Origin of the sequence: Bosea sp. 685, assembly GCF_031884435.1 — a bacterium.
Classification (GTDB): domain Bacteria; phylum Pseudomonadota; class Alphaproteobacteria; order Rhizobiales; family Beijerinckiaceae; genus Allobosea.
On the sequence record NZ_CP134779.1, the window covers coordinates 2,472,332 to 2,496,491 of the forward strand.

Genomic DNA, 24,160 nt, shown 5'->3' on the forward strand with positions numbered 1-24,160 from the left:
GCAGGCCATGACCTTCCAATCCACGACCACCGATTTCAGCTTCCATCTTGCCGCTCGCGATGGCGCCGCCCGCACCGGCGAGATCCGCATGCCGCGCGGCGTCATTCGGACGCCGGCCTTCATGCCGGTCGGTACCGCCGCGACCGTCAAGGGCATGTACCCTGAGCAGGTCAAGGCGCTCGGCGCCGATGTCGTGCTCGGCAACACCTATCATCTGATGCTGCGGCCGGGCGCGGAGCGCGTGGCGAAGCTCGGCGGCCTGCACAAATTCATGAACTGGCCGCACCCGATCCTGACCGATTCCGGCGGGTTCCAGGTGATGTCGCTCTCCCAGCTGCGCAAGCTGACGGAGGAGGGCGTCACCTTCCAGTCGCATATCGACGGCTCGAAGCATGTGCTCACGCCCGAGCGCTCGGTCGAGATCCAGAACCTGCTCGGCTCCGACATCGTGATGCAGCTCGATGAATGCGTCTCGCTGCCTTGCGAGGACAAGGTCGCGGAAAAAGCGATGCGTCTGTCGCTGCGCTGGGCCGAGCGCTGCAAGACGGCCTTCGGCAATCCGGCCGGGCGGGCGCTCTTCGGCATCGTCCAGGGCGGGGCGGTGCCGGCGCTCAGGATCGAGAGTGCGCGCGAGCTCGTCGCCATGGACCTCAAGGGCTACGCCATCGGCGGGCTGGCCGTCGGCGAGCCGCAGGACATCATGCTGGCGATGATCGAGACCGTCGAGCCGTATCTACCGGCGGAGAAACCGCGCTATCTGATGGGCGTCGGCACGCCCGACGATCTCGTCGAGGCGGTCTCGCGCGGCATCGACATGTTCGACTGCGTGATGCCGACGCGCGCCGGCCGCCACGGCCAGATCTTCACGCGTTTCGGCCGGATGAACCTGAAGAATGCCAAGCATGCCGACGATCCGCGGCCGATCGATCCGCAATCGTCCTGCCAGGCTGCGAATGGCTATGCGCGCGCCTATCTGCACCACCTCGTCAAGGCCGAAGAGATGCTCGGCAAGATGCTGCTGACCTGGGTCAATCTGGCTTATTATCAGGAGCTGATGGCGGGCTTGCGCGCCGCGATCGCGCAGGGGCGGCTCCAGGATTTCATCGTCGAGACCAAGGAAGGCTGGGCGCGGGGCGAAACCGCTGGCGAGCCGGCGTGATCGATCCCTGGTTCGTCCTGCTCTTCGCCAAGATGGCGGTCGCGGCGTCTGTCGTCGTCGGCTGTTCGCTGCTGGCCGAGCGCTCCGGGCCGATGGTCGCGGCGATGATCGCGACGCTGCCGATCTCGGCGGGACCGGTCTATGTCTTCCTCGCGCTGGAGCACGAGCCCGCTTTCCTGGCGGCCGGTGCGCTTGGCAGCATGTCGGCCAATCTCGCCAATACCGGGCTGTCGCTGGCCTATGTCCTGCTGGCGCAGCGCTTTGGCACGCTGCTCAGCCTTGGTGCGGCGCTGGCGGCCTGGTTGGTGGCCGCGATGACGCTGCGGGCGCTCGAACCACCTTTCATCGTCCTGACCTGCGCTACCGTCGTCGGCTTCGGCGCGCTGCACCTGCTGTTCCGGCCCTATCTCGCGGCGCGGCCGAAGGCGGTGTCGGCCCGGCCCTGGTATGCGATCCCGCTGCGCGCGGGCGCTGTCGCCATGCTGGCGGGCACGGTCACCACGCTCAGCAGCCATGTCGGCCCGGCCTGGTCAGGCGTGCTCGCGGCCTTCCCGGTCGTGCTGTCGAGCATGATCGCGATGCTGCAGCCGCGCATCGGCGGGCCGGCGATGGCGGCCGTCATCGCCAACAGCGCGCTCGGGTTGATCGGCTTCGGGCTGGCGATCGGCAGTGTGCATCTGAGCGCAGTGGCGCTCGGTTCCGGCCTATCGCTGGGGCTCGGGCTCGTCATCTGCATAGTTTGGAATCTCGGCCTGATGCAGCTCAAGCGCGGCCGGCGCTGAGCGCCGCCAGGAGGCGATGAACAAGCCGCCGATGATCAGCCCGATGCCGGCGATCTGGAGGCCGCTCGGGATTTCGCCAAGGACGGGGATGCCCAGCAGTGTGCCGATGACGGGGATCATCGGCGGGAAACGGCCGACCACGGCCGGCCCCAGCACGCGCGCGGCCCAACTCCAGATCCACAGACCCAGGATCACATTGAGCACGCCCTGATTGATGCCGTGCAGTGCGATGACCCACCAGGGCGCGACATCGAAGCCGCGAAAATAGAACAGCGCGTAGAAGGGCAGATAGGCCATCGACAGCACCGAGACGATCGCGGTCGCCTTCAGCGCATCGACGCGCCAGAGCTGGATCAGCAAGGGATAGCATCCCCAGATCAACCCGACGCCGACAAAGCAGAGATCGCCGAGAAGGATCGTGGGATTGGTGTGCGTGCTGCCCGCTATGGCGAGGCAGGCGAGCCCGAAGAGCACCGCGCCGATGCCGAGAAAGAGCTGCCGCGTCAACGCCGTGGCGAACAGGATGACGCCGCCGACGATGCCGATCACGGTCACCAATCCCGGGCCGATCGTCGCGCCATGAGCAGCCGGCGCATAGGTCAGTCCGGTCAGCAGCAGATAGCTCATCGGCAGCCCGCTCATGATCGCGAGCGTGGCGCCCCGGCCCCAGCCGATGCCGCCGCAAGTGGAGAGGCCGCCTGAAAGGAAGGTCGGCAGCAGGATGAGCCCCGCCGTGCCGAAGCGCAGCGCCAGCAGGTCATGCGGGCTGAGCCCGTTGAGGATGGCATGCCGGCTGACGACGAAGTTCGCGCCGAAGATCGCCATGGCCACGACCATGCCGCCAAAGGCGAGCCGCCAGCGCAGGCGGTCTCGCGCCAGCATGGACTCCGAAAGCGGTGCGACCTTGTGCATGCCCCCTTGTTATCGCTTCCGTCGTCTCTCCCGTTAGAGGTTACGATGCATGGGAGCTGTGCGATTTTTCGCAGCGCAGCAGAGACTTTGCGGCGCAGCAGAAACAAACTGAGATAATCGATCTTAATTGCACCTTGCTTCGGCCTTTCTCGCGCCGGCTGCAGGCGGTTCTCTGGGCAGGTTCATGGAGAACCGAATATGACCCTTTCCTCCGTCTTCGCCGGTTCGAAGCGCTTTCTCGGCCATGTCGGTAACCAGGCTGCGGTCTCGATCGTGGCGTCTGCGGTCGCGGCGGCGTTTCTCGCTCTGCCCGAGGCGGTTACGACCGCGCCTGGCCTGATCGCGGCGAAGGCCGAATCTCAGGGCTGGGTCTCTCCCGTCGCGCCTGACGGCAAGATCAGGGAGCGCCATCACGATGCGGGAGGCGGCGAGGCGCTGACACAATCGCTGAGCGGGCGCGGCCTGATCGTGCCGGCTGCTTCGGCGATGCCGATGGCGGTGGCCTGGGCGCAGCCCGAGACCGGATTGCCGCCGGCGCCTCAGCCCAGCTCGGTCGTGACCGCCGAGGTTCATGCGCGGACGGTGCAGGTGCTGCCCCCTGTCCGCAAAGCCGCGCCGGCGGGTGAGAAGACCGCGCCGGCGGGTGAGCGCTCGCGCCAGGTCGCGGAAGCGGCGCCGCAATTGATCTTGCCGGCCGTTCAGGTGGTCGAAGCCGCTTCAGTGTCGGACGGGTTCGAACCCGTGGCTGTGGCGCGGCCGGCGCCGACGATCCTCGGCCGGGCCGTGCCCGAGCCGGTCGCGCGTGTCGGCGACGTCATGTCGAGCGCCGTTGGGACTGTCGGCGCGGCGGGCTTCTGGACGCTGTCGCGGGCGTCCAGCCTGTTGCCACGCCTTTAGCCGGCTTGGCTAGAGCAATTTCCGGTCCGATTGGATCGGAAATTGCTCTAGGCCTTTGTTTTAACGCATTTTCTTCAGTGCTTTAGCCCCTCAGGCGAGGGCCTTTAGGGCGTCGCGCCCGGCATAGATCGCCTGTGCGCCCAGCTCTTCCTCGATGCGCAGGAGCTGATTGTACTTCGCCGTCCGGTCGGAGCGGGCGAGCGAGCCTGTCTTGATCTGCCCGCAATTGGTCGCGACCGAGAGATCGGCGATGGTCGAATCCTCGGTCTCGCCCGAGCGATGCGACATCACGGCGGTATAGCCGGCGCGCTGCGCCATTTCGACGGCAGCCAGCGTCTCGGTCAGCGTGCCGATCTGGTTGACCTTGACCAGGATCGAGTTGGCCGTCTTCGCCTTGATGCCGCGCGACAGGCGCGTCACGTTCGTGACGAAGAGGTCGTCGCCGACGAGCTGGCACTTCGAGCCGATCGCGTCGGTCAGCGCCTTCCAGCCCTCCCAGTCGTCCTCGGCCATGCCGTCCTCGATTGAGACGATCGGATAATTGCCGACAAGCTTGGCAAGGTATTTGGCCTGCGCCTTGGGATCGCGGGTTTTACCTTCACCTTCATAGACATAGGAGCCATCCTTGAAGAACTCGGTTGCGGCGCAGTCGAGCGCCAGCGCGATGTCCTCGCCGGGCTTGTAGCCCGCCTTCTCGACCGCCTGCATGACGAAATCGAGCGCGGCTTCGGCCGATTTCAGGTTCGGCGCAAAGCCGCCCTCATCGCCGACATTGGTGTTGTGGCCGGCGTCGTGCAGCGCCTTCTTCAGCGTGTGGAAGATCTCCGAGCCCATGCGCAGCGCCTCCGCGAAGGAGGGCGCGCCGATCGGCATGACCATGAACTCCTGGAAGTCGATCGGATTATCGGCATGGGCGCCGCCATTGACGATGTTCATCATCGGCACCGGCAGGACGCGCGCCTGCGTGCCGCCGACATAGCGGTAGAGTGCCAGGCCCGAGGCTTCGGCAGCGGCCTTGGCAACGGCGAGCGAGACGCCGAGGATGGCGTTGGCGCCGAGCTTGCTCTTGTTGGGGGTGCCGTCGAGCTCGATCATTGCCGCGTCGATGGCGACCTGATCCTCGGCGTCCATGGCGACGAGCTGTTCGGCGATCGCGACATTGACGGCCTCAACCGCCTTGAGCACGCCCTTGCCGAGATAGCGGCTCTTGTCGCCATCGCGCAGCTCGACCGCCTCATGCGCGCCGGTCGAGGCGCCGGAGGGAACGGCGGCGCGGCCCATCGAGCCGTCTTCGAGCACGACATCGACCTCGACGGTCGGGTTGCCGCGGCTGTCGAGAATCTGACGGCCGATGATGTCGATGATCGCGGTCATGGGAGGCTCCGGAGAACGGCAGGACAGGATTGATGGCGCGCTTCTAGCCAACGCAGCGCCGAACGGAAAGGGGCGGGTGGCGTTTGCGGCTCCGAGGTCATAAAAGGCCGCCTTCAAGGAGCATTCGCGATGACCCTCGACGCCTCGACCCTGCAGCTCGGCCAGCACAGCGCCTTGCCCGCCTCGCCGGAGGAGGCGCGCCTCGACCGCGTGCCCAATCCGCATGCCGGCACGAACTATCTCGCCCGCTTCACCTGCCCGGAGTTCACCTCGATCTGCCCGGTTACTGGGCAGCCCGATTTCGGCATCCTGGTGATCGACTATCTGCCGGGCGACTGGCTGGTCGAATCCAAGTCGCTGAAGCTCTATCTCGGCGCCTTCCGTAACCATGGCGCCTTCCACGAGGACTGCACCGTCAATATCGGCAAGACGCTGGTCGAGCTGCTGCAGCCGGTCTGGTTCCGCATCGGCGGCTACTGGTATCCGCGCGGCGGCATCCCGATCGACGTGTTCTGGCAGACGGACGAGCCGCCCAAGGGCCTCTGGTTGCCCGACCAGGGCGTCGCGCCCTATCGCGGTCGCTGATCAGGTTCGGCTGCCGGCCAGCGGCAGGATGCGCGGCGTGAGCTGCCCGAGCGTGGCGATCGCGATGGCGAAGATCACGATCGCGGCGCCCGTGCCGATGAGGTGCATCAGCACGCCCATCACCACCGGCCCCATCGCCTGACCAAGAAAGAAGCAGCAGGCGAACAGGGCGACCGCCGACCCGCGCACGCTCGGCGCCAGTTCAGTCGCCTGCGCCTGGAAGGTGCCGTGCAGCAGGAAGAAGCCAAAACCCTGGAAGCTGAAAAGGATGACGGCGCTCCACCAGGGCCAGTCGAAGGCAAACAGCGCGAGCGCGCAGGCGCAGATCGCCCCGCCGACGCGCGTCATCAGCGAGGGGCCGAGGCGCTCGACCAGGATCCGGGTCAGAAGCCCATAAACCAGGCAGCCGAAGCCCATGCCAGCGATGGCGAGGCCGGCTTGTGCCGGGCCGACGCCCGAGCGCTCGGCCAGGATGGCCGCGACATAGGACGGGATGCCGAAGAGCAGGATGCCTTCGGTGATGACGAGGCCGTAGAGCAGCTTCGTCTTGGGGTTTGAGAACACCGTCTTGTAGTTCGCGATCGCGCCCGCAAGGCTCAAGGGTTGACGCGTGACGTTGCGGCGCGGCTTCAGCACGAAAGCGACGAGAAGGGCGGCCAGGACCGCGATGACCGCCGCCGACAGGAAGGCCGCGCGCCAGCCGGCATGGGTCGCGATGATGCCGGAGCAGGCCGAGCCCGACATCTGCCCCACTATCATCAGCACGAGGAAGCGGCCAAGTGCGACCTGCCGCTCCTGCATTGGGGCGCGATCGCCGATCGCCGCCATCGCGATGGGAATGACGCCCCCCGAGGCGATGCCGGTCAGCGCGCGCAGCACGGTCATGGTCTCGTAGGACCAGGAGAAGGCTGCGGTGGTCGAGAGCGTGGCCAGGACGATCAGGCAGATCAGGATGGTGCGGACCTTGCCGATCGAGTCGGCGATCGGGCCGAGGAAAGGCTGGCCCAGCGCATAGGACAGCGAGAAAGCCGTCACCATCGCCACGATCTGCGGCACGGTCTGCGCGAATTCATTCGCCAGCGTCGGGATCAGCGGATCGACAATCCGCATCGTGAAGGTCGATGCGAAGCCGCAGGCTCCGAGAACGAGGATGAGCGGGCGCAGCGAGGCAGGCGTTGGTGCAGCGGCAGAGCTTTCAGACATAAGCCAGCGTAGGCAAGGGCCGTGCCTTGGCAAGCCGGTCAAAGCCTTGCAGCTCTGCGATCAGCGCAGGGAAGTCGGCGAGCGGCACCATGTTGGGGCCGTCCGAGGGCGCCTTGTCCGGGTCGGGATGGGTCTCGATGAAGACGCCGGCGACGCCGACGGCGACGGCCGCCCGGGCCAGCACCGGCACGAATTCGCGCTGCCCGCCGGAGGAGGAGCCCTTGCCGCCCGGCTGCTGCACCGAATGGGTGGCGTCGAAGATCACCGGCGCGCCGATCTCGGCCATGATCGGAAGGCTGCGCATGTCGGAGACCAGCGTGTTGTAGCCGAAGGAGGCGCCGCGCTCGGTCAGCATGACATTGGGATTGCCGCTCTCGGTGATCTTGGCGGCGACATTGACCATGTCCCAGGGCGCCAGGAACTGGCCCTTCTTGACGTTGACGACGCGGCCGGTCCTGGCGGCCGCGACCAGGAGATCGGTCTGGCGGCAGAGAAAGGCCGGGATCTGCAGCACGTCGACGATCTCGGCGACGGCGGCGCATTGGCTTGCTTCATGCACGTCGGTCAGGACGGGCATGCCGGTGCGCTCGCGGATCTCGGCGAAGACGGGCAGGGCGGCGTCGAGGCCCATGCCGCGCTGGCCCCGGGCGCTGGTGCGGTTAGCCTTGTCGAAGGAGGTCTTGAAGACGATGCCGATGTCCAGACGGTCCGAGATTTCCTTCAGGGCGAAGGCCATCTCGAGCGCATGCTCGCGGCTTTCCATCTGGCAGGGACCGGCGATCAGCGAAAGCGGCAGGCTGTTGCCGAAACGGACCGGCCGGGCGAGATCGGCGCCGATGCTGACGATGGCGTTGGCGGTCATGGGCAAGATTCCTGGGCACGGTTCCTGGGCGAGGATGCCCGCCGGGCTTAGGTCCGGGGCATGGGCGGGTCAAGCGAGAGCTGCCGTGCACCGCAATCTTGGGAGACATCACGCCAACGGACTGGCGAAGCAGCCGCGAGGTCTGTAAATTCGCGGACGAAGCATTATGTCGGGTGGGAACGCCGGGAAACGATCTTGAGAACAGCAGCGACGATGACGGGTGAGGCAAGGGGCGGCACGGATCGGTGCGCCGTGATTGCGCCACGTTCGTCCGCCGAGATGGTCGAGCGCCCCAAGCGCCCCAACGCGCCGTCAGATGGCGGCCGGGACGGGACGGGGACCGCGGTCCTGACGCGGACGCGGACGCGCAAACCCAATCTCTACCGGGTTCTGCTGCTGAACGATGACTACACGCCGATGGAGTTCGTCGTTCACGTTCTCGAGCGCTTCTTCAACAAGGACCGCGCCGAGGCGACGCTGATCATGATGCATGTGCATCAGAACGGCGTCGGCGAATGCGGAGTCTTCACATACGAGGTCGCCGAGACCAAGGTGACACTCGTCATGGATCTTGCACGCAAGCACATGCACCCGCTGCAATGCGTGATGGAGAAGAAGTAGCCTTGCGTTTGGACGATCTGGATTCGGTCTCACCTCAGACATCGGAATAGGAGCGCTATCCGTGCCGAGTTTCTCGCGCAGTCTCGAACAGGCGCTTCACCGGGCTCTTGCCCTCGCCAATGAACGCCACCACGAATATGCCACGCTGGAACATCTCCTGCTCGCACTGGTCGACGACCAGGACGCGGCGGCGGTCATGCGCGCCTGCAGCGTCGATCTCGACACGCTGCGGCGCAATCTGGTCGATTATATCGACGCGGAGCTGACCAACCTCGTCACCGACGGGCGCGACGATTCCAAGCCGACGGCGGGCTTCCAGCGCGTGATCCAGCGCGCGGTGATTCATGTCCAATCCTCGGGCCGCGAGGAGGTGACGGGCGCCAATGTGCTCGTCGCCATGTTCGCCGAGCGCGAGAGCCACGCCGCCTATTTCCTGCAGGAGCAGGACATGACCCGCTACGACGCGGTCAACTACATCAGCCATGGCATCGCCAAGCGCCCCGGCGCGAGCGAGGCCAAGCCCGTGCGCGGCGCCGAGGAAGAGCCTGAGCAGCAGCGCGATTCCCGCGCCGCCGACCAGGGCAACGACGCCGACAAGGACAAGAAGAAGAAGGAAAGCGCGCTCGACGCCTATTGCGTCAACCTCAACCGCAAGGCGCGCGACGGCCGTATCGATCCGCTGATCGGCCGCGAGGCCGAGGTCCAGCGCACCATCCAGATCCTTTGCCGCCGGCAGAAGAACAACCCGCTGCTGGTGGGCGAGCCCGGCGTCGGCAAGACCGCCATCGCCGAGGGCCTGGCGCTCAAGATCATCCGCGGCGAGGTGCCGGAGGTCCTGGAGGACGCGACCGTGTTCTCGCTCGACATGGGCACGCTGTTAGCCGGCACGCGCTATCGCGGCGATTTCGAGGAACGCCTCAAGCAGGTGATGAAGGAGATCGAGGCCCATCCCAAGGCGATCATGTTCATCGACGAGATCCATACGGTGATCGGCGCGGGCGCGACCTCGGGCGGCGCGATGGACGCCTCCAATTTGCTCAAGCCCGCGCTGGCCTCGGGCGGGCTGCGTTGCATCGGCTCGACCACCTACAAGGAATACCGCCAGTATTTCGAGAAGGACCGGGCGCTGGTGCGCCGCTTCCAGAAGATCGACGTCAACGAGCCGTCGATCCCCGATGCGATCGAGATCCTGAAGGGGCTGAAGCCCTATTTCGAAGAGTTCCACAAGCTGCGCTACACGGCCGACGCCATCAAGGCGGCGGTCGAGCTCTCGGCCCGCTATATCCATGACCGCAAGCTGCCGGACAAGGCGATCGACGTCATCGACGAGACCGGCGCTTCGCAGATGCTGGTGGCCGAAAACAAGCGCAAGAAGGTCATCGGCGTGAAAGAGGTCGAGGCCGCCATCGCGACCATGGCACGCATCCCGGCCAAGACCGTCTCCAAGGACGACGCCGAGGTGCTGCGCAATCTCGAGAGCACGCTGAAGCGCACCGTCTACGGCCAGGAAAAGGCGATCGAAGCCCTATCCTCGTCGATCAAGCTGGCGCGCGCCGGCCTGCGCGACGGCGAGAAGCCGATCGGCTGCTATCTCTTCGCTGGTCCCACCGGTGTCGGCAAGACCGAGGTCGCACGTCAGCTCGCCTTGTCGCTGGGCGTCGAGCTCGTGCGCTTCGACATGTCGGAATATATGGAGCGCCACACCGTTTCGCGGTTGATCGGCGCGCCTCCGGGCTATGTCGGCTTCGACCAGGGCGGGTTGCTGACCGACAAGATCGACCAGCATCCGCATTCCGTGCTGCTGCTCGACGAGATCGAAAAGGCCCATCCCGACCTGTTCAACATCCTGTTGCAGGTCATGGATCACGGCAAACTGACCGATAACAACGGCAAGCAGGTCGATTTCAGGAACGTCATCCTGATCATGACGACCAATGCCGGTGCCGCCGACATGGCCCGCAACGCCTATGGCTTCACCCGCCAGAAGCGCGAGGGCGACGACACCGAGGCGATCAACAAGCTGTTCGCGCCGGAGTTCCGCAACCGGCTCGATTCGGTCGTCTCCTTCAGCCATCTGCCGAAGACGGTCGTGGCCCGCGTCGTCGACAAGTTCGTGCTTCAGCTCGAAGCCCAGCTCGCCGACCGCAACGTCACGATCGAGCTCAGCGACGAGGCGCGCGAATGGCTGGTCGAGAACGGCTATGACGAGGCGATGGGCGCCCGCCCGATGGCCCGTCTGATCCAGCAGACCATCAAGACGCCGCTCGCTGACGAAGTCCTGTTCGGACGTCTGAAGAACGGTGGCGCGGTCAAGGTCGTGGTCGTCCAGTCCGAGACCGGCATCAAGGTGCTGGGGCTCGAATTCCCGGAAGGGCCCGTGAAGCCAAAGCCCGAAAAGGACGTCGCGGCGGCAGGCGAGAAGCGCGAGCGCAAGCCGCGCGCCAAGGCGGCGAGCGAGCCTGTGGCCTCGACATCGCCGAAAAGACCTGCCAAAGGCGGCTCCGCTGGCAAGCCCGGCGGAGGTCCCGAGGCGCCGAAGACGCAGCGTCTTGTCAGGACCGTGCCGAAAGTTCCTCTGACCAAGGCCTGAAACCGTGTGGTTCAAGCGAAAACCCGCCCCCCTTCTGGCGCAGGCGCCGGAATCCGCGCCGGAGGCTCCGGCGCGCAAGCAGAAGCTCGGATGGTTCGAGAAGCGTGAGCAGCGCCGCCGGCGGCGCAAGCTGTTCGAGGAGATCCTGGGCTGGATTCTCGTGCCGGCCTTCATCTACCTGATCTATCTCGGCGTGAAGGCGGTCGGTGGCGTGCCCAAGGAATTGATCGACTTCGGCAACGAGCTGATCGGCATCATCATGAAGGGCGGCCGCTGAGATCCCGCCTCCTGGCCGCCGGTCTGTTGCTGTAGAACGCTTCCAGCCCCCGCGTGAAAGCGGGGGCTGTGTGTGGGTGCCTCGCCCTGCCAGGACGATTCCGTGCGGGAGAGGGCTTGGGCGGTCTCTACTTCGTGCCGGCGGTCGATCGGACGAATTCCAGGACCGCTGCGGTTGCTGCCTTGGTGGCCTCGGGATTGAAGCCGACTGTCGGCCCGATGCTGACGCAGTCGTCGGTATAGGCGAACGGCTTCTGCGTCGCCTCGTTGAGCAGGATGGCGCTTTCGTTCTCCCGGATTTTGCACGCCCGTACAGACTGGTCGGCTTTGGTCGGCACAGGAGGGTTGGCGCCCAGCGGGTTGTCGAAGCCGTGCTCGGCGTTGGGATATTCGGTCAATTGGACATCCGCGCCAGCCTGTTTCAGACGCGCCACATAAGCCTTGCAGGGGGAGACCGGATTATAGTTGTCCGGCGAGCCGTGAAAGATCCGGATCGGCTTGCGCGAGACCTTGTCGTCGTCCCGGTATGTCGTTCCGCAATCGGGATAGAAGACCACATAAGACGCGAAATCGAGACCGCTCTTATTCCAGAGCTTCTGGAAACGCTCGACGCTGGAGTAAAGCGCCGCTTGTCCGCCGCGCGAGAAACCCACCATGACCACCTTGCTCGGGTCGACGCGCGGATGTTTGCCGAGAATTTCGAGCGACCGGTAGATGTCCAGGATGAAGTTCAGGCGTCCCAGCGATGCCTGCTTGTCGCCGACGCCGGTAAATCCGCGGCCGGTGACGCCGTCGATCACGAAGGTCGATATGCCTTCCGCATTGAACAGTCTTTTCCAGTACTGAACGTTCCCGCCGATTCCGCCAGAGCCATGCATCAGGACAGCGACCGGCAACCGCCCGCTGCCCTGGGCGATGGAGAGTTCGCCCGTGACCACGGCCGCCTGTGCATTCGGGTCGCCTGAGAGAAACTGGCTGTCGCTCAGGGTGAGCGTGGGCACGGCGTAAAGTTCGACCCTGGCGGCCAAGTCTTTCGGTGCGGCCAAGTCTTTCGGTGCGGCCTCCTGCGCCGACGCGCCCCCGACCCAGATCGTGACCGCAAATGCGATGCCCGCTATGCGTAGATACAACCCCATGTCGTCCTCCCGACTGATGCCGCTGGATTTCATTGCCTGAATCCAGTTCTCGCTCATGTCCGGGGAAGAATTGTACCGGACGGTTAATTACGTCAAGGCGACGTTCGTGGGGGGCGGCGATTTGGGCGCCGGTTCAAGGAGTGGCGGAGCCACGGCGCCGCGAAACGCGGATTGGCTCAGATTTGGCGGAGGGCGCCCCCGTCCGGCTGACCCGAGCCTCCCCGCTGCGGCTTGCCATGTCGTGGGTTGGGCAGAGTGCCCTGCATGCGACGCGGGGCCGGTCAGCTACGGGCACGCGCGCGAGCCCTGCAGGTCGCGCTAGAACGATGTCATCGTCCGATCGTCCGCAAGTTCCTTCCCTCGCCCGCAGCCTCGCAGAAATCATCATGAGCGTATCGGCAGACTGGAGCTGGCAGCGTGTGGCGCTGGCCGGCATGCGCGATGCGCTCTCCCTGCCGGCCTGGGTCGTCGGCTTCGGGCTCGTCGGAATCGGTTCATTGGCGCGGGATGTCGGCTATCCCGTCGAGGTCGCGGTGCTGTCGACCATGCTGGTCTGGGCCGGGCCGTCGCAGGTGATCTTCTTCGCTTCTATCGCCGCAGGCGCCGCCTGGAGCGCGATTGCGATCGCGATCGGCTTCGCCTCATTGCGTTTCCTGCCGATGACGGTCGCGATCCTGCCCTTGCTGCGCAGGCCTGGGCAAAGCGTCTGGCTCCAGCTTGCCTTGTCGCATTATGTCGCCGTGACCGCGTGGACCGAGGGCTTGCGGCGCTTGCCTGCCGTGCCACCGCCGCAGCGCGTCGCCTATTTCCTCGGCTTCGCCAACACCTGCATGGCCGTCAGCTCGATCGGCACCTTCGCGGGCTATTATCTCGTCAACGCCTTGCCGATTCCGTTTGCCGCAGGGCTGCTCTGCCTGACGCCGATCTTCTTCCTGGTTTCGCTGGCGGCGGGCATCCGGCATCGCGGCGATATCGTGGCCATGGTGCTGGGCCTTGCGCTGGCGCCGATCTGCGACCGTTTCATCGGCGGCGGCTTCGATCTGATCGTCGCTGGAGTGATCGCCGGCAGCATCGCCTTCTTGATTGGCCGCAGGCGCGGGAGGGCCGTATGACGCCGCCAATTCCCGGCCTCGATGGCGCCTACTGGCCCTATCTCGCCTTGCTGCTCTTCGCCGTGCTGCCGACCGAGATCTGGCGCTGGCTCGCGGTTGCGTTCGCGCGGCGGATCCAGCCTGAATCGCCCGCGCTTGAATGGGTGAGGGCGGTCGCGACCGCGCTTCTGGCTGGCGTTGTCGCCAAGCTGATCATCGTGCCGCCCGGCGCCCTGGCGGCGGCGCCCTTAGGCTTGCGGGTCGGCGCGCTCACTGTCGCGCTGGCGATCATGCTCTTCGACCGGCGCAGGGTGATGCTCGCCGTGCTCATGGGGGAGGCGACGCTGATCGCCGGGGCGTGGCTGCTGATCTAGGTCAGGCCGTCGCCTTGTTGGATCGGCGGCGAAACATGCCGCAGCTTGTCGGGGTTGCGGATGACATAGATGGCGTGAATCAGGCCGTCTCGGATATCGAGCGCGGTCGCCTGCAGGGTCTCGCCGCGTTCGAGGCTGACATAACCCGGCAGGCCGTTGATCAGCACGGGCTCATAGCGCGTGGTCGTCTGACCGAGTTTTGCGACTTTCTGGGCGATGCCCGCGAAGAAGCGCGCGACCTTGTCGAGGCCGAAGATCTGGTTGATCGAGGCCGGCACCTTGCCGCCGCCGTCGCTGTGCAGGACGACATCGCGTGCGAGCAGTTGCTGCAGCAGGGTCGGGTCAGATTGATGCGAGGCCTTGAAGAAGGCCTCGGCATAGCGCGTAGCCTCCTCGCGAGAGACGCTGTTGCGCGGCGGCAGGTCGAGCCGGACATGCTGGCGCGCCCGGGCGGCGAGCTGGCGGCAGGCGGCCTCGCTGCGTTCCAGCATGCGGGCGATTTCGGCAAATCCGATGTCGAAGATATCATGCAGCAGGAAAGCGGCCCGCTCCAGCGGCGAGAGCCGTTCGAGTGCCAGCATCAGCGCGATCGGCGCATCGAGCTCATCATCCACCGGCTCGCTGCCACCAAGGCTCTCGACGATCGGCTCCGGCAGCCAGGTTCCGACATAGAATTCGCGTCGGCTGCGGGCCGATTTCATCTGGTCGAGGCAGAGCCGCGTCACCACGCGCGCCAGATAGGCGCGCGGGTTGATGATGTCTTCCTGTCCGGCCTCGTGCCAGCGCAGCCAGGCATCCTGCACCACGTCCTCGGCATCGCTGACCGAGCCGAGCATGCGGTAGGCCAATCGGGTCAGGAATGGCCTGTGCTGCTCGAACGCGTTGCTGGATACGCTGTCGGGTCGCGCGCTCATGCGGCGGCGAGCCGGTTACGGTCCTGCGGATGCCGGGTGCGGAAGCCGGCATTGATGCGGTTCCAGATATTGATCGTACCGATCGCCACCGAAAGATTGACGCATTCGACCTCGCTGAAATGCTCACGCAATTCGGCGAAGGCCTCGTCGCTCGGGGCGCCCTCGGAAAGCCGTGTCAGCGCCTCCGTCCAGCGTAGCGCGGCGCGCTCGCGCGGGGTGTAGAGTTCCGATTCCTCCCAGGCGGTCAGCAGGTAGAGCCTCGCCTCGCTCTCGCCAGCCTTGCGGGCGTCGGCTGTGTGCATATGCAGGCAATAGGCGCAGGAGTTGATCTGGGAGGCGCGCATCTTCACCAGTTCGAGCAGGCTGTGTTCCAGTCCGCATTGTTCGACATAATTTTGCGCGCCGAGTACGGCGTTGATGGCGGCAGGGGCAATCTGCAGGGCGTTGAGGCGTTGGGTCATCTTGGTCTCCATCGAGGTTCGATGAATGCAAGACGAGACAGCGCTGGCGCTCGTGACATCGCTCAGAGATTATTTTTTAGCGCGGCCCGAATTTTTTCTGCATTCGCGGTCAAAACCTCCGGCTTCTCCATCGCGCCGGTATGGGGCCGCAGCGCCACGCCATCATGGCGCGGCATGACATGAACATGCAGGTGGAACACGACCTGCCCGCCGGCGGCCTCGTTGAACTGCTGGATCGTGACGCCATCGGCGTTGAAGGCTGATTTTACCGCCCGCGCCAGCGTCTGGACGCTGAGGGCAACGGATTTCAGCGCCTCGGGCGGCGCATCGAAGACATTGCGGCAGGCGGCCTTGGGGATGACCAGGACATGCCCGTCGGAGCGCGGCATGATGTCCATGATCGCCAGCGTCTCGGCGTCCTCATAGACCGTGTGGGAAGGCAATTCGCCGCGCAGGATCTTGGCGAAGACATTGGAGGGATCGTAGGCGCTCATCACGGGACCGGCAGGCTGGAGGCGGGAGAGCGCAACCTGTGGCTCGCCCGCCGTGCCGTCAACCCGTCGTGATGCGCGCAGCCGCAAGCGGCAGGACCTCCTCGACCACGCTGTCGAGCACGAGATCGTCGCAGGCGCCCAGGATTTCAAACGCCGTCGCCTCGAGACGCTGCAGCGGTCGGTCCCGCCAGCGCATCACGATGTCCGCCAGCGCCGCGGTCTCCCGGGCATCGAGGTCGTCCGTCAGATTGTAGAGGCCGACCAGCCAGAGATCGCCAGGCGAGCGTCCGAAGGCCTGCTGCACGGCTTGCAGCATGTTCATGCCGTCGCGTTTTTCCGGATAGGCGGCAAGATAGAGCCGGCCACGATTGACGTTGCCCGAGAACAGGCCGCGCAGTTCGACAGCGAAAGGCGGGATCGCGCGGAGCGCTCGCCGCGTCTCGTCCGCAATAGTTGGCTCCCCACCGGTTCCGAGCGAGCCGCAGACCGTCGCGTGCAGCCTGTCCTTGCGGCGCGCCAGGATATCCCAGGCGATCTTGGCGGCGAAGGGTGCGGCCTTGATCTCAGCCTCCAGCGCGAGAAAGGCGGCAGACCCTCGCAAGGCCTCGTCGCGAACCGGCAGGACAAGCGAGAAAACCGGCGGATGCCGCCCCCTCTCGTAGAACTTGCCCTCCACCCGCGGGATGACACGCGGGTGGTTCGGCGCAACGAGCGGCAGATGGGCGAGCCGATAGCTGTGATCCAGCATCAACGGCACCGAGAAATCCGTGAGGCTGCGGCGATAGCCGAGTTCGGAATCGTCGCAGAAGAGGCTGGCGCTACCCGCGGAAGCAGCCTCAGTCATCGGCGCCCCCGGTTTTCCTGAAGGGGCTTTCCGCTGCAAGCGCCTCCTGTGCCTGCGCGATATGCTGGCGCTCATTGACGAGATGGGCGGCGACGGCGCGGCGAAGCCCGGGATCGGCGAGATGATGCAGCGAGCGCGTCAGCACCGGCCGGTAGCCGCGCGCGAGCTTATGCTCGCCCTGTGCGCCGGCCTCGACGCGGCTGAGCTTATGGGCGATCGCGTAGTCGATCGCCTGATGATAGCAGAGCTCGAAATGCAGGAAGGGGTGGTCCTCGATGCAACCCCAGTTGCGGCCATAAAGCGTGTTGGCGCCGCGGAAATTGATCGCGCCGGCGATGTAGCGGCCGGCTCGCCTGGCCATCATCAGCACGATGCGCTCGCCCATTGCCGCGCTCACGGCCGAGAAGAAGGCGCGGTTGAGATAGGGCCGGCCCCATTTGCGCGAGCCGGTGTCCTCGTAGAAGGAATGGAAGTCGTCCCAGACGGCCTCAGTCAGATCTGGCCCGGACAGGACATCGACGGTGATGTCGGCCGAGAGTGCCTCGCGCCGCTCGCGCTTCAGTGCCTTGCGCTTCCGCGAGGCCAGCGTTCCCAGGAAATCGTCATAGGTTTCAAAGTCTTCGTTGCGCCAGTGAAACTGAAGGTCGTGCCGCTCCAGATAGCCGGCCTCGCGCAGCGCCGTGATGTCGGGCTCCTGCGCGAAGGTGACATGGACCGAGGAGGCGTTCGCTTGCCCGCGCAGCGCCTCCAGCCCGGCGATCAGCCCGGCGCGGGCCTCATCGGCGCGCAGGCCCTCGGCGACCAGCAGGCGCGGCCCGGTCGCGGGCGTGAAGGGGGCTGCGAGCTGGAGCTTGGGGTAGTAGCGCCCGCCGGCGCGCTCATAGGCATCGGCCCAGGCATGGTCGAAGACATATTCGCCCTGGCTGTGGCTCTTGAGGAAACTTGGCGCCGCCGCCAGCAGCGAGCCTTGCGCATCCTCGACCAGCAGATAGGCCGGGGACCAGCCGGAACGCCTGCCGACGCAACCGCTCTCCTCCAGGGCGAGCAGGAAGGCATGCGAGACGAAGGGATTGTCCTCGTCGACCGCCGAGGCGAGATCCAGGCAGGCAGGAGCCTGGGAGGTAGGGGCCGGGGAGGTTGCGGCCATGGCGGCGCGCAACGCGAGCGGGTTGGCGCAGGCGTTCCATGCGGCGGCGGGGACGGTCTTCAAAGACGTCGCGACGCGCACCCTGAGGTCGTCGCGTCCGTCAACACTCAAGGTTTGAAGCCCTCGAAGACCATCTGGTCGGCATGCAATGCGGCCCGCTCGCGATCCTGAACGTTGCGCACCGTCCAGCTCATCACCGGCAGGCCCAACGCCTCCCGACAGAGATAGGGAGCCGCGCTCGGCAAATCAGCAACCTTCCAGGACAAAAAGTCCGGCCGGCTCTCGCCGAAATGCAGCAGATTGGCCAGCGCATGTTTCTGGGTGGCGTCGAGGTGATCATAGTCGGGATAGGAATAGTCGCTCATCGCCACGATCCCGCGCGGAATGCCGGGTGCGAGCTTGCGCAATGCCGTGACGATCACGGGGTCGAAGGATTTCAGCACGATCGGCTGGCCGGCGCGCTGGTTGACGATCTCGGCCGTGCGCTGCGCCAAAGCGAGAGCGCCGTCGAAGCGGCTCTTGACCTCGATCACTAGCGGCACGCGCCCCGCGACCGCATCGAGAAAGGCGTTCAGCGTCGGAATGCGGTCACTGCTGCCCTTCAGGGCAATCCCGGCCAGCGCCTGCGCGCTCCGCTCGTTGACGAGGCCGGTCTCGGCCGTCAATCGGTCGAGCACGAAATCGTGAAACACCATCGCCTCGCCGTCTGCGCTGAGCTGGACGTCGCATTCGATGCCGAAGCCGCCAGCGATGGCGCCTTCGGCGGCGGACAGGCTGTTCTCGATCAACCCTATCTTCGCATCATGCAGGCCACGATGCGCGATTGGTCGGGCGACGAGCCAGCCGAGTCCGGATGTCGCAAGCTGCGCCATCACGCGATCTCGAACATCGCCTCGACTTCGACGGCGGCGTCGGCCGGGAGTTCGGCGACGCCGATGGTCGAGCGGGCATGGCGCCCCTTGTCGCCGAGCGCCTCGACCATCAAATCCGAGGCGCCGTTCATGATCGCCGGCAGGCCGGCGAAATGCGGCATCGCGTTGATGAAGCCCCCGAGTCGCACGCAACGGGTGATCCGGTCGAGATCGCCGAGCGCGGCCTTCGCCTGCGCCAGCACGTTGATGGCGCAAAGCCGCGCCGCCTCGATGCCGGCCTCGTTGAAGATCTCGGCACCGAGCTTGCCCTTGTGGCTGTCGGAGAGCTTGCCATCGAGGCCAAAGCAGAGCTGGCCGGAGATCACCAGCAGCTTGCCGGTGATGACATAGGGCACATAATTCGCGACCGGCGCGGCCGGAGAGGGCAGGGTGATGCCGAGTTCGGCAAGCTTGGCTTCGATTGCGCTCATGGGGCGTGCTCCGGCTCGATGGAATAAAACCTTCATGGCCGATGGCCGGGCAAGCCGCAAGCAGCCTCGATATGCTCGCAAGGCGGCTCGGCCCGGCGTTCACGAAGGCGGCCTTACGCCTTGTTTGCGCCACCGCTGCAATGCACCTAGATTCGTTCGATCACCTATTCGGTCACCTAGCAGAGCGGCAAATGTCATGAGCATGAACGGATTTGGCCTTGCGAGTACCCTGGCGGGTATCCTGAGCACGGTCGCCGTGCTGGCGAGCGTCGGCGCCTCGGCGCAGCCTCAATCGGTCGGGCGCGTGGTTCTGGCGCCCCATCGCGCGGTCTATGATCTTGTGCTCGACGACGACAAACCCGCCACCAGCATCGAGGCGGCGCGCGGTCGCATTGCCTTCGATTTCACCGGCGATGCCTGCGAGGGCTATGTACTCTCCTTTCGCCAGGTCACGCAGGTGAGCAGCAGCGAAGGCGGTCCGCGCACCATCGATGCGCGCACGACGAGCTTCGAGGCCGGCGACGGGGCGAGCTACCGCTTCAAGACCGAAAGCTCCGCGGCCGGCGCTCCGGCCGAGATCGTCGACGGCTCGGTCCAGAAATCCGGTGGCGGCTACGAGATCAAGCTCAGCGCGCCCAAGCCCGAGACGGTGCGCCAGACGACGGACGCCCTGTTCCCGAACGCGCAGATGAAGGCGGTGATCGAGGCCGCGCGCGCCGGCAAGACCACGCTGAACGTGCGCCTCTATGACGGCGCCAATAGCGGCAAGGAGGTCTATGACACGCTCTCGGTGATCGGGAAGCGGATCGAGACCAAGCCCTCCGAGGCACCGCTGCAGCGGCCGGAATTCGAGACGCTCGCGCGCTGGCCGGTGTCGATCTCCTATTTCAAGGTCGATTCCGGCGAGACCACGCCCTCCTACACCATCTCCTTCGAGCTCTATGAGAATGGCGTGACCGGCGCGATCAAGCTCGACTATGGCAGCTTCGCCCTGCGCGGCACGCTCACGCGTCTGGATCTTCTTCCGAAGCAGGATTGCGCGAAGTAGCGCTTGCGCCGCTGGCCCGCTGCGGACCGCGCAGACTGAGGCCCTTGCCGATCGACGCATCGCCGAAGCGCGCGCGCAGCGCGTCGAGCGCGCCCTCCATCGCCTTCAGCCTGGGGGTCGCGACATCGGCGAGGTCGCCATGGTCGGCTTCCTCGGGGGCGCTGAAATCGCTCGCGCCGATGCCGATCAGCCGGTAGCGCTGGCCGTTGCATTCGCGCCTGAGCAGGTCGCGCCCAGCGGCGAACAGCCTGGCCGCCAATTGTGTCGGCTCCGGCAGGCGACTGGCGCGCGTGATCGCGTGAAAATCCGCCGTCTTCAGCTTCATGGTGATGGTCCGGCCCGCGAGTGCCTGGGCCTTGAGGCGTTTCGAGGTTTTCTCGCAGAGCCGCCACAGCACCGGCTCGAGATCCTCGAAGCGCGAAAGATCGGTGTCGAGCGTGGTTTCGCTGGACACGCTCTTGGTCTCGCGGTCGGGCGTGACCTGGCGCTCGTCGATGCCGTTGGCGAGCTTCTTCAGTCGCGGCCCATCCTTGCCGGCCAGGCGGAAGAGCTTGTCGATCGGCGCTTCGCGCAGATCGCCGATCAGGCGGAAGCCGGATTCGGCGAGCTTGGCCGCACTCGCCTGGCCGACACCGGGAATGAGGCTGACCGGCTTTCTCGCCAGAAACGCGACGGCCTCCGCCCGCCCGATGACGGAGAAGCCGCGCGGCTTGTCCATGTCGGAGGCGACCTTGGCCAGGAATTTGGCATAGGACAGGCCGATGGAGATGCTGATCCCGACTTCGCCTTCGATCCGCTTGGCGAAGCGCGCGAGCGTGATGGCGGGGCTGGCGTGATGCAGCCGCTCGGTTCCGGCGAGGTCGAGAAAGGCCTCGTCGATCGAGAGCGGCTCGACCAGCGGCGTCAGCTCCTGCATTAATCGCCTGACCTCGCGCCCGGCCGCGACATATTTCGCCATGTTCGGCTTGACGACCACGGCTTCGGGGCAGGCCTCCAGGGCCTTGAACATCGGCATCGCCGAGCGCACGCCATAGGTCCGCGCGATATAGCAGGCCGTCGAGACCACGCCGCGCTTGCCGCCGCCGATGATCACCGGCTTGTCGAGCAGCGTGGGATCGTCGCGCTTCTCGATTGCCGCATAGAAGGCGTCGCAGTCGATATGGGCGAGGCTCAAGGCATCGCGCTCGGGATGGCGCAGCAGCCGCGGGGAGCCGCAAGCCGGGCAGCGGCGCAGCGCAGCGATTGCCTCCTCATGGTCGATGAGGCAATCGCGGCAGAGCACGCGCCGCGCAGGCTGCGCGGCCCGGTCGGTCACGGGGCGTCGCCCATCGGCGGTCCGGCGAGCCGTCCGCGGGCCTGAGCGACGATTTCCGGATTCAAGCTTAAATTTCCGGCAAACTCCAACAGCAGCGAATCGCTGCCGGCGAGATGATCGAGCACTGCGGCGAGGAAACCGGGCTCTTGCGCCGCTGCTCTTAGATTCGAGGGGCCGAGGCCGGTTTGCGCCAGAAACGGCTCCAGGCGCGCCGGATCTGCAGCGAGGAAGCCCAGCGCGCGCAGCGCGAGGTTTTCGGCATCCTCGACGGAGGGGGATCTTGCCATGGCGGGAGCTGCCTTCCGAATCGAGCTTCAGGTTTGCGTTTCGTCAACGGCTCTCATGCTAACGTAATCTTTGAATGAGGCCGCCAACTTGTGATGGCAGGATCGAGATGGCCTGTCAGTGGCGCGTTTGAAGGGCGGCATGATGAAGACGGTTTTGATCGTCGAGGACAATGAGCTCAACATGAAGCTCTTCAATGATTTGCTTGAAGCGCATGGCTATGCCACGCTGAAGACTGCCGATGGCATCGAGGCGATCGAACTCGCGCGCACGCATCATCCCGATCTGATTTTGATGGACATCCAGCTTCCCGAGGTCTCGGGGCTCGAAGTCACCAAATGGATCAAGGAGGATGATACCCTCAAATCCATCCCCGTTATCGCGGTGACGGCTTTTGCGATGAAGGGTGACGAAGAACGCATTCGCGAGGGAGGCTGCGAGGCTTATCTCTCCAAGCCGATCTCGGTGGCAAAATTCTTGGAGACGGTCCGCGCCTACGCTGGCCCAGCCTGAGGCTTCGAAAGCAAAACCATGTCAGCCCGTGTCCTCGTCGTCGACGACATCGTCACCAATGTGAAGCTGCTGGAGGCGAAGCTTTCAGCGGAGTATTTCGACGTCGTGACCGCGCTGAACGGAATCGAGGCGCTGGCGATCTGCGAACGCGGCGAGGCGGACATCGTCCTGCTCGACGTGATGATGCCGGGCATGGACGGCTTCGAGGTCTGCCGGCGCTTGAAGAACGGCGCGACCACGGCCCATATCCCGGTCGTGATGGTGACGGCGCTCGATCAGCCCGGCGATCGCCTGAAGGGGTTGGATGCCGGGGCTGACGATTTCCTGACCAAGCCGCTGGACGACACCGCGCTGTTTGCCCGCGTGCGCAGCCTTGTTCGCTTGAAATCCGTCACGGACGAGTTGCGCAACCGCGCTTTCGCCTCGCGCCGGCTCGGCATCGCCGATCCGCTTGCCGCCGCAGCCTCCGAGACCGGTCTGAACGGCCGCATCCTGGTGATCGAGGACCGGCCGACCGTGACCGAACGGCTGTCGAGCGCGCTTTCGGCCTTCCACGTCGTCGAGATCGAGACCGATCCGCATCAGGCCCTGGTGCGGGCTGCCGAGGGCGATTACGACAGCGTTCTCGTCAGCCTTGACCTCAAGGCCTATGACGGCCTGCGCATCTGCAGTCAGCTGCGCTCGCTCGAGCGCACCCGCAACGTCTCGGTGCTGATGCTGGGCGAGGCCGAGGACCGCACCCGCATCCTGCGCGGCCTCGAGATCGGGGCCCATGACTTCCTGATCCGTCCGGTCGACCGCAACGAGCTCCTGGCGCGCGTACGCACGCAGGTGCGCCGCAAGCGCTTTACCGAGCGGCTGCGCGACAGCGTCCAGTCGTCCATGGAAATGGCGGTGATGGATCAGCTCACCGGCCTGCATAACCGCCGTTTCATGGACAGCCGCATGGGCACGATGTTCGATGAATCGGCGCTCAGGGCCCGCTCGCTCGCCATGCTCGTCCTCGATGTCGATCGCTTCAAGGTCGTCAACGACACCTGGGGGCATGACGCTGGCGACGAGGTGCTGCGCGAATTCGCCGATCGGGTGCGCGCCTGCACGCGCGGCATCGATCTGGTCGCCCGAATGGGCGGCGAGGAGGTCGTCGTGGTGCTGCCCGATACCGCTCTGGACGCGGCCTGCGCGGTTGCAGAGCGTATCCGCGAGCGGGTCGAGGCCGAGCCTTTCAGCATCCACCGCAACACGCGCTCCATCACGGTGACGGTCTCGATCGGGGTCGCGAGCCGGCGCGCGGGCGATGCCTCGGCAGCGGAGATGATGAAGCGCGCCGATGATGCGCTCTACCGCGCCAAGGATGCCGGGCGAAACCGCGTCATCGTGGCTAATGCCGCCTAAAAACCTGCTCTAGCGGCCCGAAACGGTTAGCCGGTAAGGTTAAGCATCGATGAATATTGGTGAATCGGTCCAATTGGATTGATTCGGGAGGGCCTGCCTGTAGGGTCGATTCAACGCAGCGGCTAACTGTTGCTGCTTCGAAACGCCCTTCGGGCTCCCGGATCCGCCGCATCTCCTGGGAAACCGCTGGGCTCGGCCGGTCGGTGACGGATTTCTGGCCTCATCAGAACCGTCGCCGGCCGACCACCTCTCAAAACCTGATGCAGATGGAGGAAGCCCGGTATTCGGGCGAATGCCTGCATCCTGCGCGCCAAGAGTGGTTTTCAGAAATAGCGCGAGAACAGCGCCGGCAGTGCGTAGCCGAGCCCGGCGAAGAGCGCGAGGATCGCGAGCAGCATCAGCCCTGCCTTCAGCCGGCTGAGCGCGAAACGCGACGAATCGACTTCCACGAGCAGCTTCAGGAAGCGCCGCCACGGGCTGTGGCCTGGAGCGAGGGGCTCGACATGCTTGTCGCCGTTGGTCAAGGACGATGTCCGATCG

At 65.6% G+C, this 24,160-nt stretch carries 27 protein-coding genes; 12 read left to right on the forward strand and 15 right to left on the reverse strand.

Going from position 1 to position 24,160, the window contains the following annotated elements:
- The first annotated feature begins 7 nt into the window (after window positions 1-7).
- The gene (tgt, locus tag RMR04_RS13110) at window positions 8-1,159 is read left to right on the forward strand and encodes a tRNA guanosine(34) transglycosylase Tgt (protein ID WP_311915053.1); all 1,152 of its coding nucleotides are present in this window, start codon (window positions 8-10) and stop codon (window positions 1,157-1,159) included.
- Window positions 1,156-1,941 carry a hypothetical protein gene (locus RMR04_RS13115; protein WP_311915054.1) on the forward strand — a complete coding sequence of 262 codons (786 nt, stop codon included), beginning with the start codon at window positions 1,156-1,158 and terminating at the stop codon, window positions 1,939-1,941. Before tgt ends, RMR04_RS13115 begins: the two co-directional genes overlap by 4 nt.
- Here RMR04_RS13115 and RMR04_RS13120 read toward each other — a convergent pair.
- Window positions 1,864-2,823 carry a DMT family transporter gene (locus RMR04_RS13120; protein ID WP_311915055.1) on the reverse strand — a complete coding sequence of 320 codons (960 nt, stop codon included), beginning with the start codon at window positions 2,821-2,823 and terminating at the stop codon, window positions 1,864-1,866. The two genes, RMR04_RS13115 and RMR04_RS13120, sit on opposite strands and share 78 nt — an antisense overlap.
- A 228-nt stretch (window positions 2,824-3,051) precedes the next feature.
- Here RMR04_RS13120 and RMR04_RS13125 point away from each other — a divergent pair, with 228 nt between their 5' ends.
- The gene (locus RMR04_RS13125) at window positions 3,052-3,750 is read left to right on the forward strand and encodes a hypothetical protein (RefSeq protein ID WP_311915056.1); all 699 of its coding nucleotides are present in this window, start codon (window positions 3,052-3,054) and stop codon (window positions 3,748-3,750) included.
- A 90-nt stretch (window positions 3,751-3,840) separates the two neighbouring features.
- Here RMR04_RS13125 and eno read toward each other — a convergent pair whose 3' ends face one another.
- Window positions 3,841-5,124 carry a phosphopyruvate hydratase gene (gene eno, locus RMR04_RS13130; RefSeq protein ID WP_311915057.1) on the reverse strand — a complete coding sequence of 428 codons (1,284 nt, stop codon included), beginning with the start codon at window positions 5,122-5,124 and terminating at the stop codon, window positions 3,841-3,843.
- Window positions 5,125-5,253: 129 nt separating this feature from the next.
- Between eno and queF the strand changes: the two genes are divergently transcribed.
- Window positions 5,254-5,709, forward strand: coding sequence for a preQ(1) synthase (gene queF, locus RMR04_RS13135; RefSeq protein ID WP_311915058.1), 456 nt, complete (start codon window positions 5,254-5,256; stop codon window positions 5,707-5,709).
- Here queF and RMR04_RS13140 read toward each other — a convergent pair whose 3' ends face one another.
- Together RMR04_RS13140 and kdsA are read right to left on the reverse strand one after the other, a co-directional pair.
- The gene (locus tag RMR04_RS13140) at window positions 5,710-6,912 is read right to left on the reverse strand and encodes an MFS transporter (protein ID WP_311915059.1); all 1,203 of its coding nucleotides are present in this window, start codon (window positions 6,910-6,912) and stop codon (window positions 5,710-5,712) included. It lies immediately after the preceding gene.
- Window positions 6,905-7,774 (reverse strand): 3-deoxy-8-phosphooctulonate synthase, encoded by an 870-nt coding sequence (gene kdsA, locus RMR04_RS13145; RefSeq protein WP_311915060.1) that lies wholly within the window; start codon window positions 7,772-7,774, stop codon window positions 6,905-6,907. Before kdsA ends, RMR04_RS13140 begins: the two co-directional genes overlap by 8 nt.
- A gap of 279 nt (window positions 7,775-8,053) precedes the next feature.
- Here kdsA and clpS point away from each other — a divergent pair, with 279 nt between their 5' ends.
- From clpS to RMR04_RS13160, 3 genes are all read left to right on the forward strand, one after another.
- The gene (clpS, locus tag RMR04_RS13150) at window positions 8,054-8,395 is read left to right on the forward strand and encodes an ATP-dependent Clp protease adapter ClpS (protein WP_069693843.1); all 342 of its coding nucleotides are present in this window, start codon (window positions 8,054-8,056) and stop codon (window positions 8,393-8,395) included.
- A gap of 61 nt (window positions 8,396-8,456) precedes the next feature.
- Window positions 8,457-10,985 (forward strand): ATP-dependent Clp protease ATP-binding subunit ClpA, encoded by a 2,529-nt coding sequence (gene clpA / locus RMR04_RS13155; protein WP_311915061.1) that lies wholly within the window; start codon window positions 8,457-8,459, stop codon window positions 10,983-10,985.
- Between the two features lie 4 nt (window positions 10,986-10,989).
- Window positions 10,990-11,262, forward strand: a complete 273-nt coding sequence (locus RMR04_RS13160; protein WP_311915062.1) for a hypothetical protein — start codon at window positions 10,990-10,992, stop codon at window positions 11,260-11,262.
- Between the two features lie 127 nt (window positions 11,263-11,389).
- Here RMR04_RS13160 and RMR04_RS13165 read toward each other — a convergent pair whose 3' ends face one another.
- Window positions 11,390-12,454 (reverse strand): dienelactone hydrolase family protein, encoded by a 1,065-nt coding sequence (locus RMR04_RS13165; RefSeq protein ID WP_311915063.1) that lies wholly within the window; start codon window positions 12,452-12,454, stop codon window positions 11,390-11,392.
- A 329-nt stretch (window positions 12,455-12,783) separates the two neighbouring features.
- Here RMR04_RS13165 and RMR04_RS13170 point away from each other — a divergent pair, with 329 nt between their 5' ends.
- Together RMR04_RS13170 and RMR04_RS13175 are read left to right on the forward strand one after the other, a co-directional pair.
- Complete coding sequence (locus tag RMR04_RS13170) at window positions 12,784-13,509, forward strand: AzlC family ABC transporter permease (protein ID WP_311915064.1); 726 nt, start codon at window positions 12,784-12,786, stop codon at window positions 13,507-13,509.
- The gene (locus RMR04_RS13175) at window positions 13,506-13,862 is read left to right on the forward strand and encodes an AzlD domain-containing protein (RefSeq protein WP_311915065.1); all 357 of its coding nucleotides are present in this window, start codon (window positions 13,506-13,508) and stop codon (window positions 13,860-13,862) included. The genes RMR04_RS13170 and RMR04_RS13175 overlap by 4 nt, the downstream gene beginning before the upstream one ends.
- Here RMR04_RS13175 and RMR04_RS13180 read toward each other — a convergent pair.
- From RMR04_RS13180 to RMR04_RS13210, 7 genes are all read right to left on the reverse strand, one after another.
- Entirely contained in the window at window positions 13,859-14,776 is a 918-nt protein-coding gene (locus tag RMR04_RS13180; protein WP_311915066.1) for a sigma-70 family RNA polymerase sigma factor, read from the reverse strand. The two genes, RMR04_RS13175 and RMR04_RS13180, sit on opposite strands and share 4 nt — an antisense overlap.
- Window positions 14,773-15,237 (reverse strand): carboxymuconolactone decarboxylase family protein, encoded by a 465-nt coding sequence (locus RMR04_RS13185; protein WP_311915067.1) that lies wholly within the window; start codon window positions 15,235-15,237, stop codon window positions 14,773-14,775. The genes RMR04_RS13180 and RMR04_RS13185 overlap by 4 nt, the downstream gene beginning before the upstream one ends.
- Before the next feature lie 62 nt (window positions 15,238-15,299).
- A complete protein-coding gene (locus tag RMR04_RS13190) occupies window positions 15,300-15,731 on the reverse strand; it encodes an HIT family protein (RefSeq protein ID WP_311915068.1) in 432 nt (143 codons plus the stop codon).
- A 58-nt stretch (window positions 15,732-15,789) separates the two neighbouring features.
- Window positions 15,790-16,575, reverse strand: a complete 786-nt coding sequence (locus RMR04_RS13195) for a hypothetical protein (protein ID WP_311915069.1) — start codon at window positions 16,573-16,575, stop codon at window positions 15,790-15,792.
- Entirely contained in the window at window positions 16,568-17,833 is a 1,266-nt protein-coding gene (locus RMR04_RS13200; RefSeq protein ID WP_311915070.1) for a GNAT family N-acetyltransferase, read from the reverse strand. The genes RMR04_RS13195 and RMR04_RS13200 overlap by 8 nt, the downstream gene beginning before the upstream one ends.
- Complete coding sequence (locus RMR04_RS13205) at window positions 17,830-18,594, reverse strand: glycerophosphodiester phosphodiesterase family protein (RefSeq protein ID WP_311915071.1); 765 nt, start codon at window positions 18,592-18,594, stop codon at window positions 17,830-17,832. The genes RMR04_RS13200 and RMR04_RS13205 overlap by 4 nt, the downstream gene beginning before the upstream one ends.
- Window positions 18,594-19,064 carry a RidA family protein gene (locus tag RMR04_RS13210; protein ID WP_311915072.1) on the reverse strand — a complete coding sequence of 157 codons (471 nt, stop codon included), beginning with the start codon at window positions 19,062-19,064 and terminating at the stop codon, window positions 18,594-18,596. The genes RMR04_RS13205 and RMR04_RS13210 overlap by 1 nt, the downstream gene beginning before the upstream one ends.
- A gap of 196 nt (window positions 19,065-19,260) precedes the next feature.
- Here RMR04_RS13210 and RMR04_RS13215 point away from each other — a divergent pair, with 196 nt between their 5' ends.
- The gene (locus RMR04_RS13215; protein ID WP_311915073.1) at window positions 19,261-20,112 is read left to right on the forward strand and encodes a cell envelope integrity EipB family protein; all 852 of its coding nucleotides are present in this window, start codon (window positions 19,261-19,263) and stop codon (window positions 20,110-20,112) included.
- On the opposite strand, the gene RMR04_RS13220 is transcribed toward RMR04_RS13215, so the two are convergent.
- Together RMR04_RS13220 and RMR04_RS13225 are read right to left on the reverse strand one after the other, a co-directional pair.
- Window positions 20,069-21,427, reverse strand: a complete 1,359-nt coding sequence (locus RMR04_RS13220; RefSeq protein WP_410492240.1) for a DNA polymerase IV — start codon at window positions 21,425-21,427, stop codon at window positions 20,069-20,071. The two genes, RMR04_RS13215 and RMR04_RS13220, sit on opposite strands and share 44 nt — an antisense overlap.
- Window positions 21,424-21,714: a DUF3572 domain-containing protein gene (locus RMR04_RS13225; RefSeq protein ID WP_311915074.1), complete on the reverse strand. Its 291-nt coding sequence runs from the start codon at window positions 21,712-21,714 to the stop codon at window positions 21,424-21,426. The genes RMR04_RS13220 and RMR04_RS13225 overlap by 4 nt, the downstream gene beginning before the upstream one ends.
- Before the next feature lie 139 nt (window positions 21,715-21,853).
- Here RMR04_RS13225 and RMR04_RS13230 point away from each other — a divergent pair, with 139 nt between their 5' ends.
- Together RMR04_RS13230 and RMR04_RS13235 are read left to right on the forward strand one after the other, a co-directional pair.
- Window positions 21,854-22,225 carry a response regulator gene (locus tag RMR04_RS13230; RefSeq protein WP_310149449.1) on the forward strand — a complete coding sequence of 124 codons (372 nt, stop codon included), beginning with the start codon at window positions 21,854-21,856 and terminating at the stop codon, window positions 22,223-22,225.
- 18 nt (window positions 22,226-22,243) lie between these two features.
- Complete coding sequence (locus RMR04_RS13235; RefSeq protein ID WP_311915075.1) at window positions 22,244-23,620, forward strand: PleD family two-component system response regulator; 1,377 nt, start codon at window positions 22,244-22,246, stop codon at window positions 23,618-23,620.
- Between the two features lie 323 nt (window positions 23,621-23,943).
- Here RMR04_RS13235 and RMR04_RS13240 read toward each other — a convergent pair whose 3' ends face one another.
- Complete coding sequence (locus RMR04_RS13240; protein WP_311915076.1) at window positions 23,944-24,144, reverse strand: hypothetical protein; 201 nt, start codon at window positions 24,142-24,144, stop codon at window positions 23,944-23,946.
- Window positions 24,145-24,160: the final 16 nt, after the last annotated feature.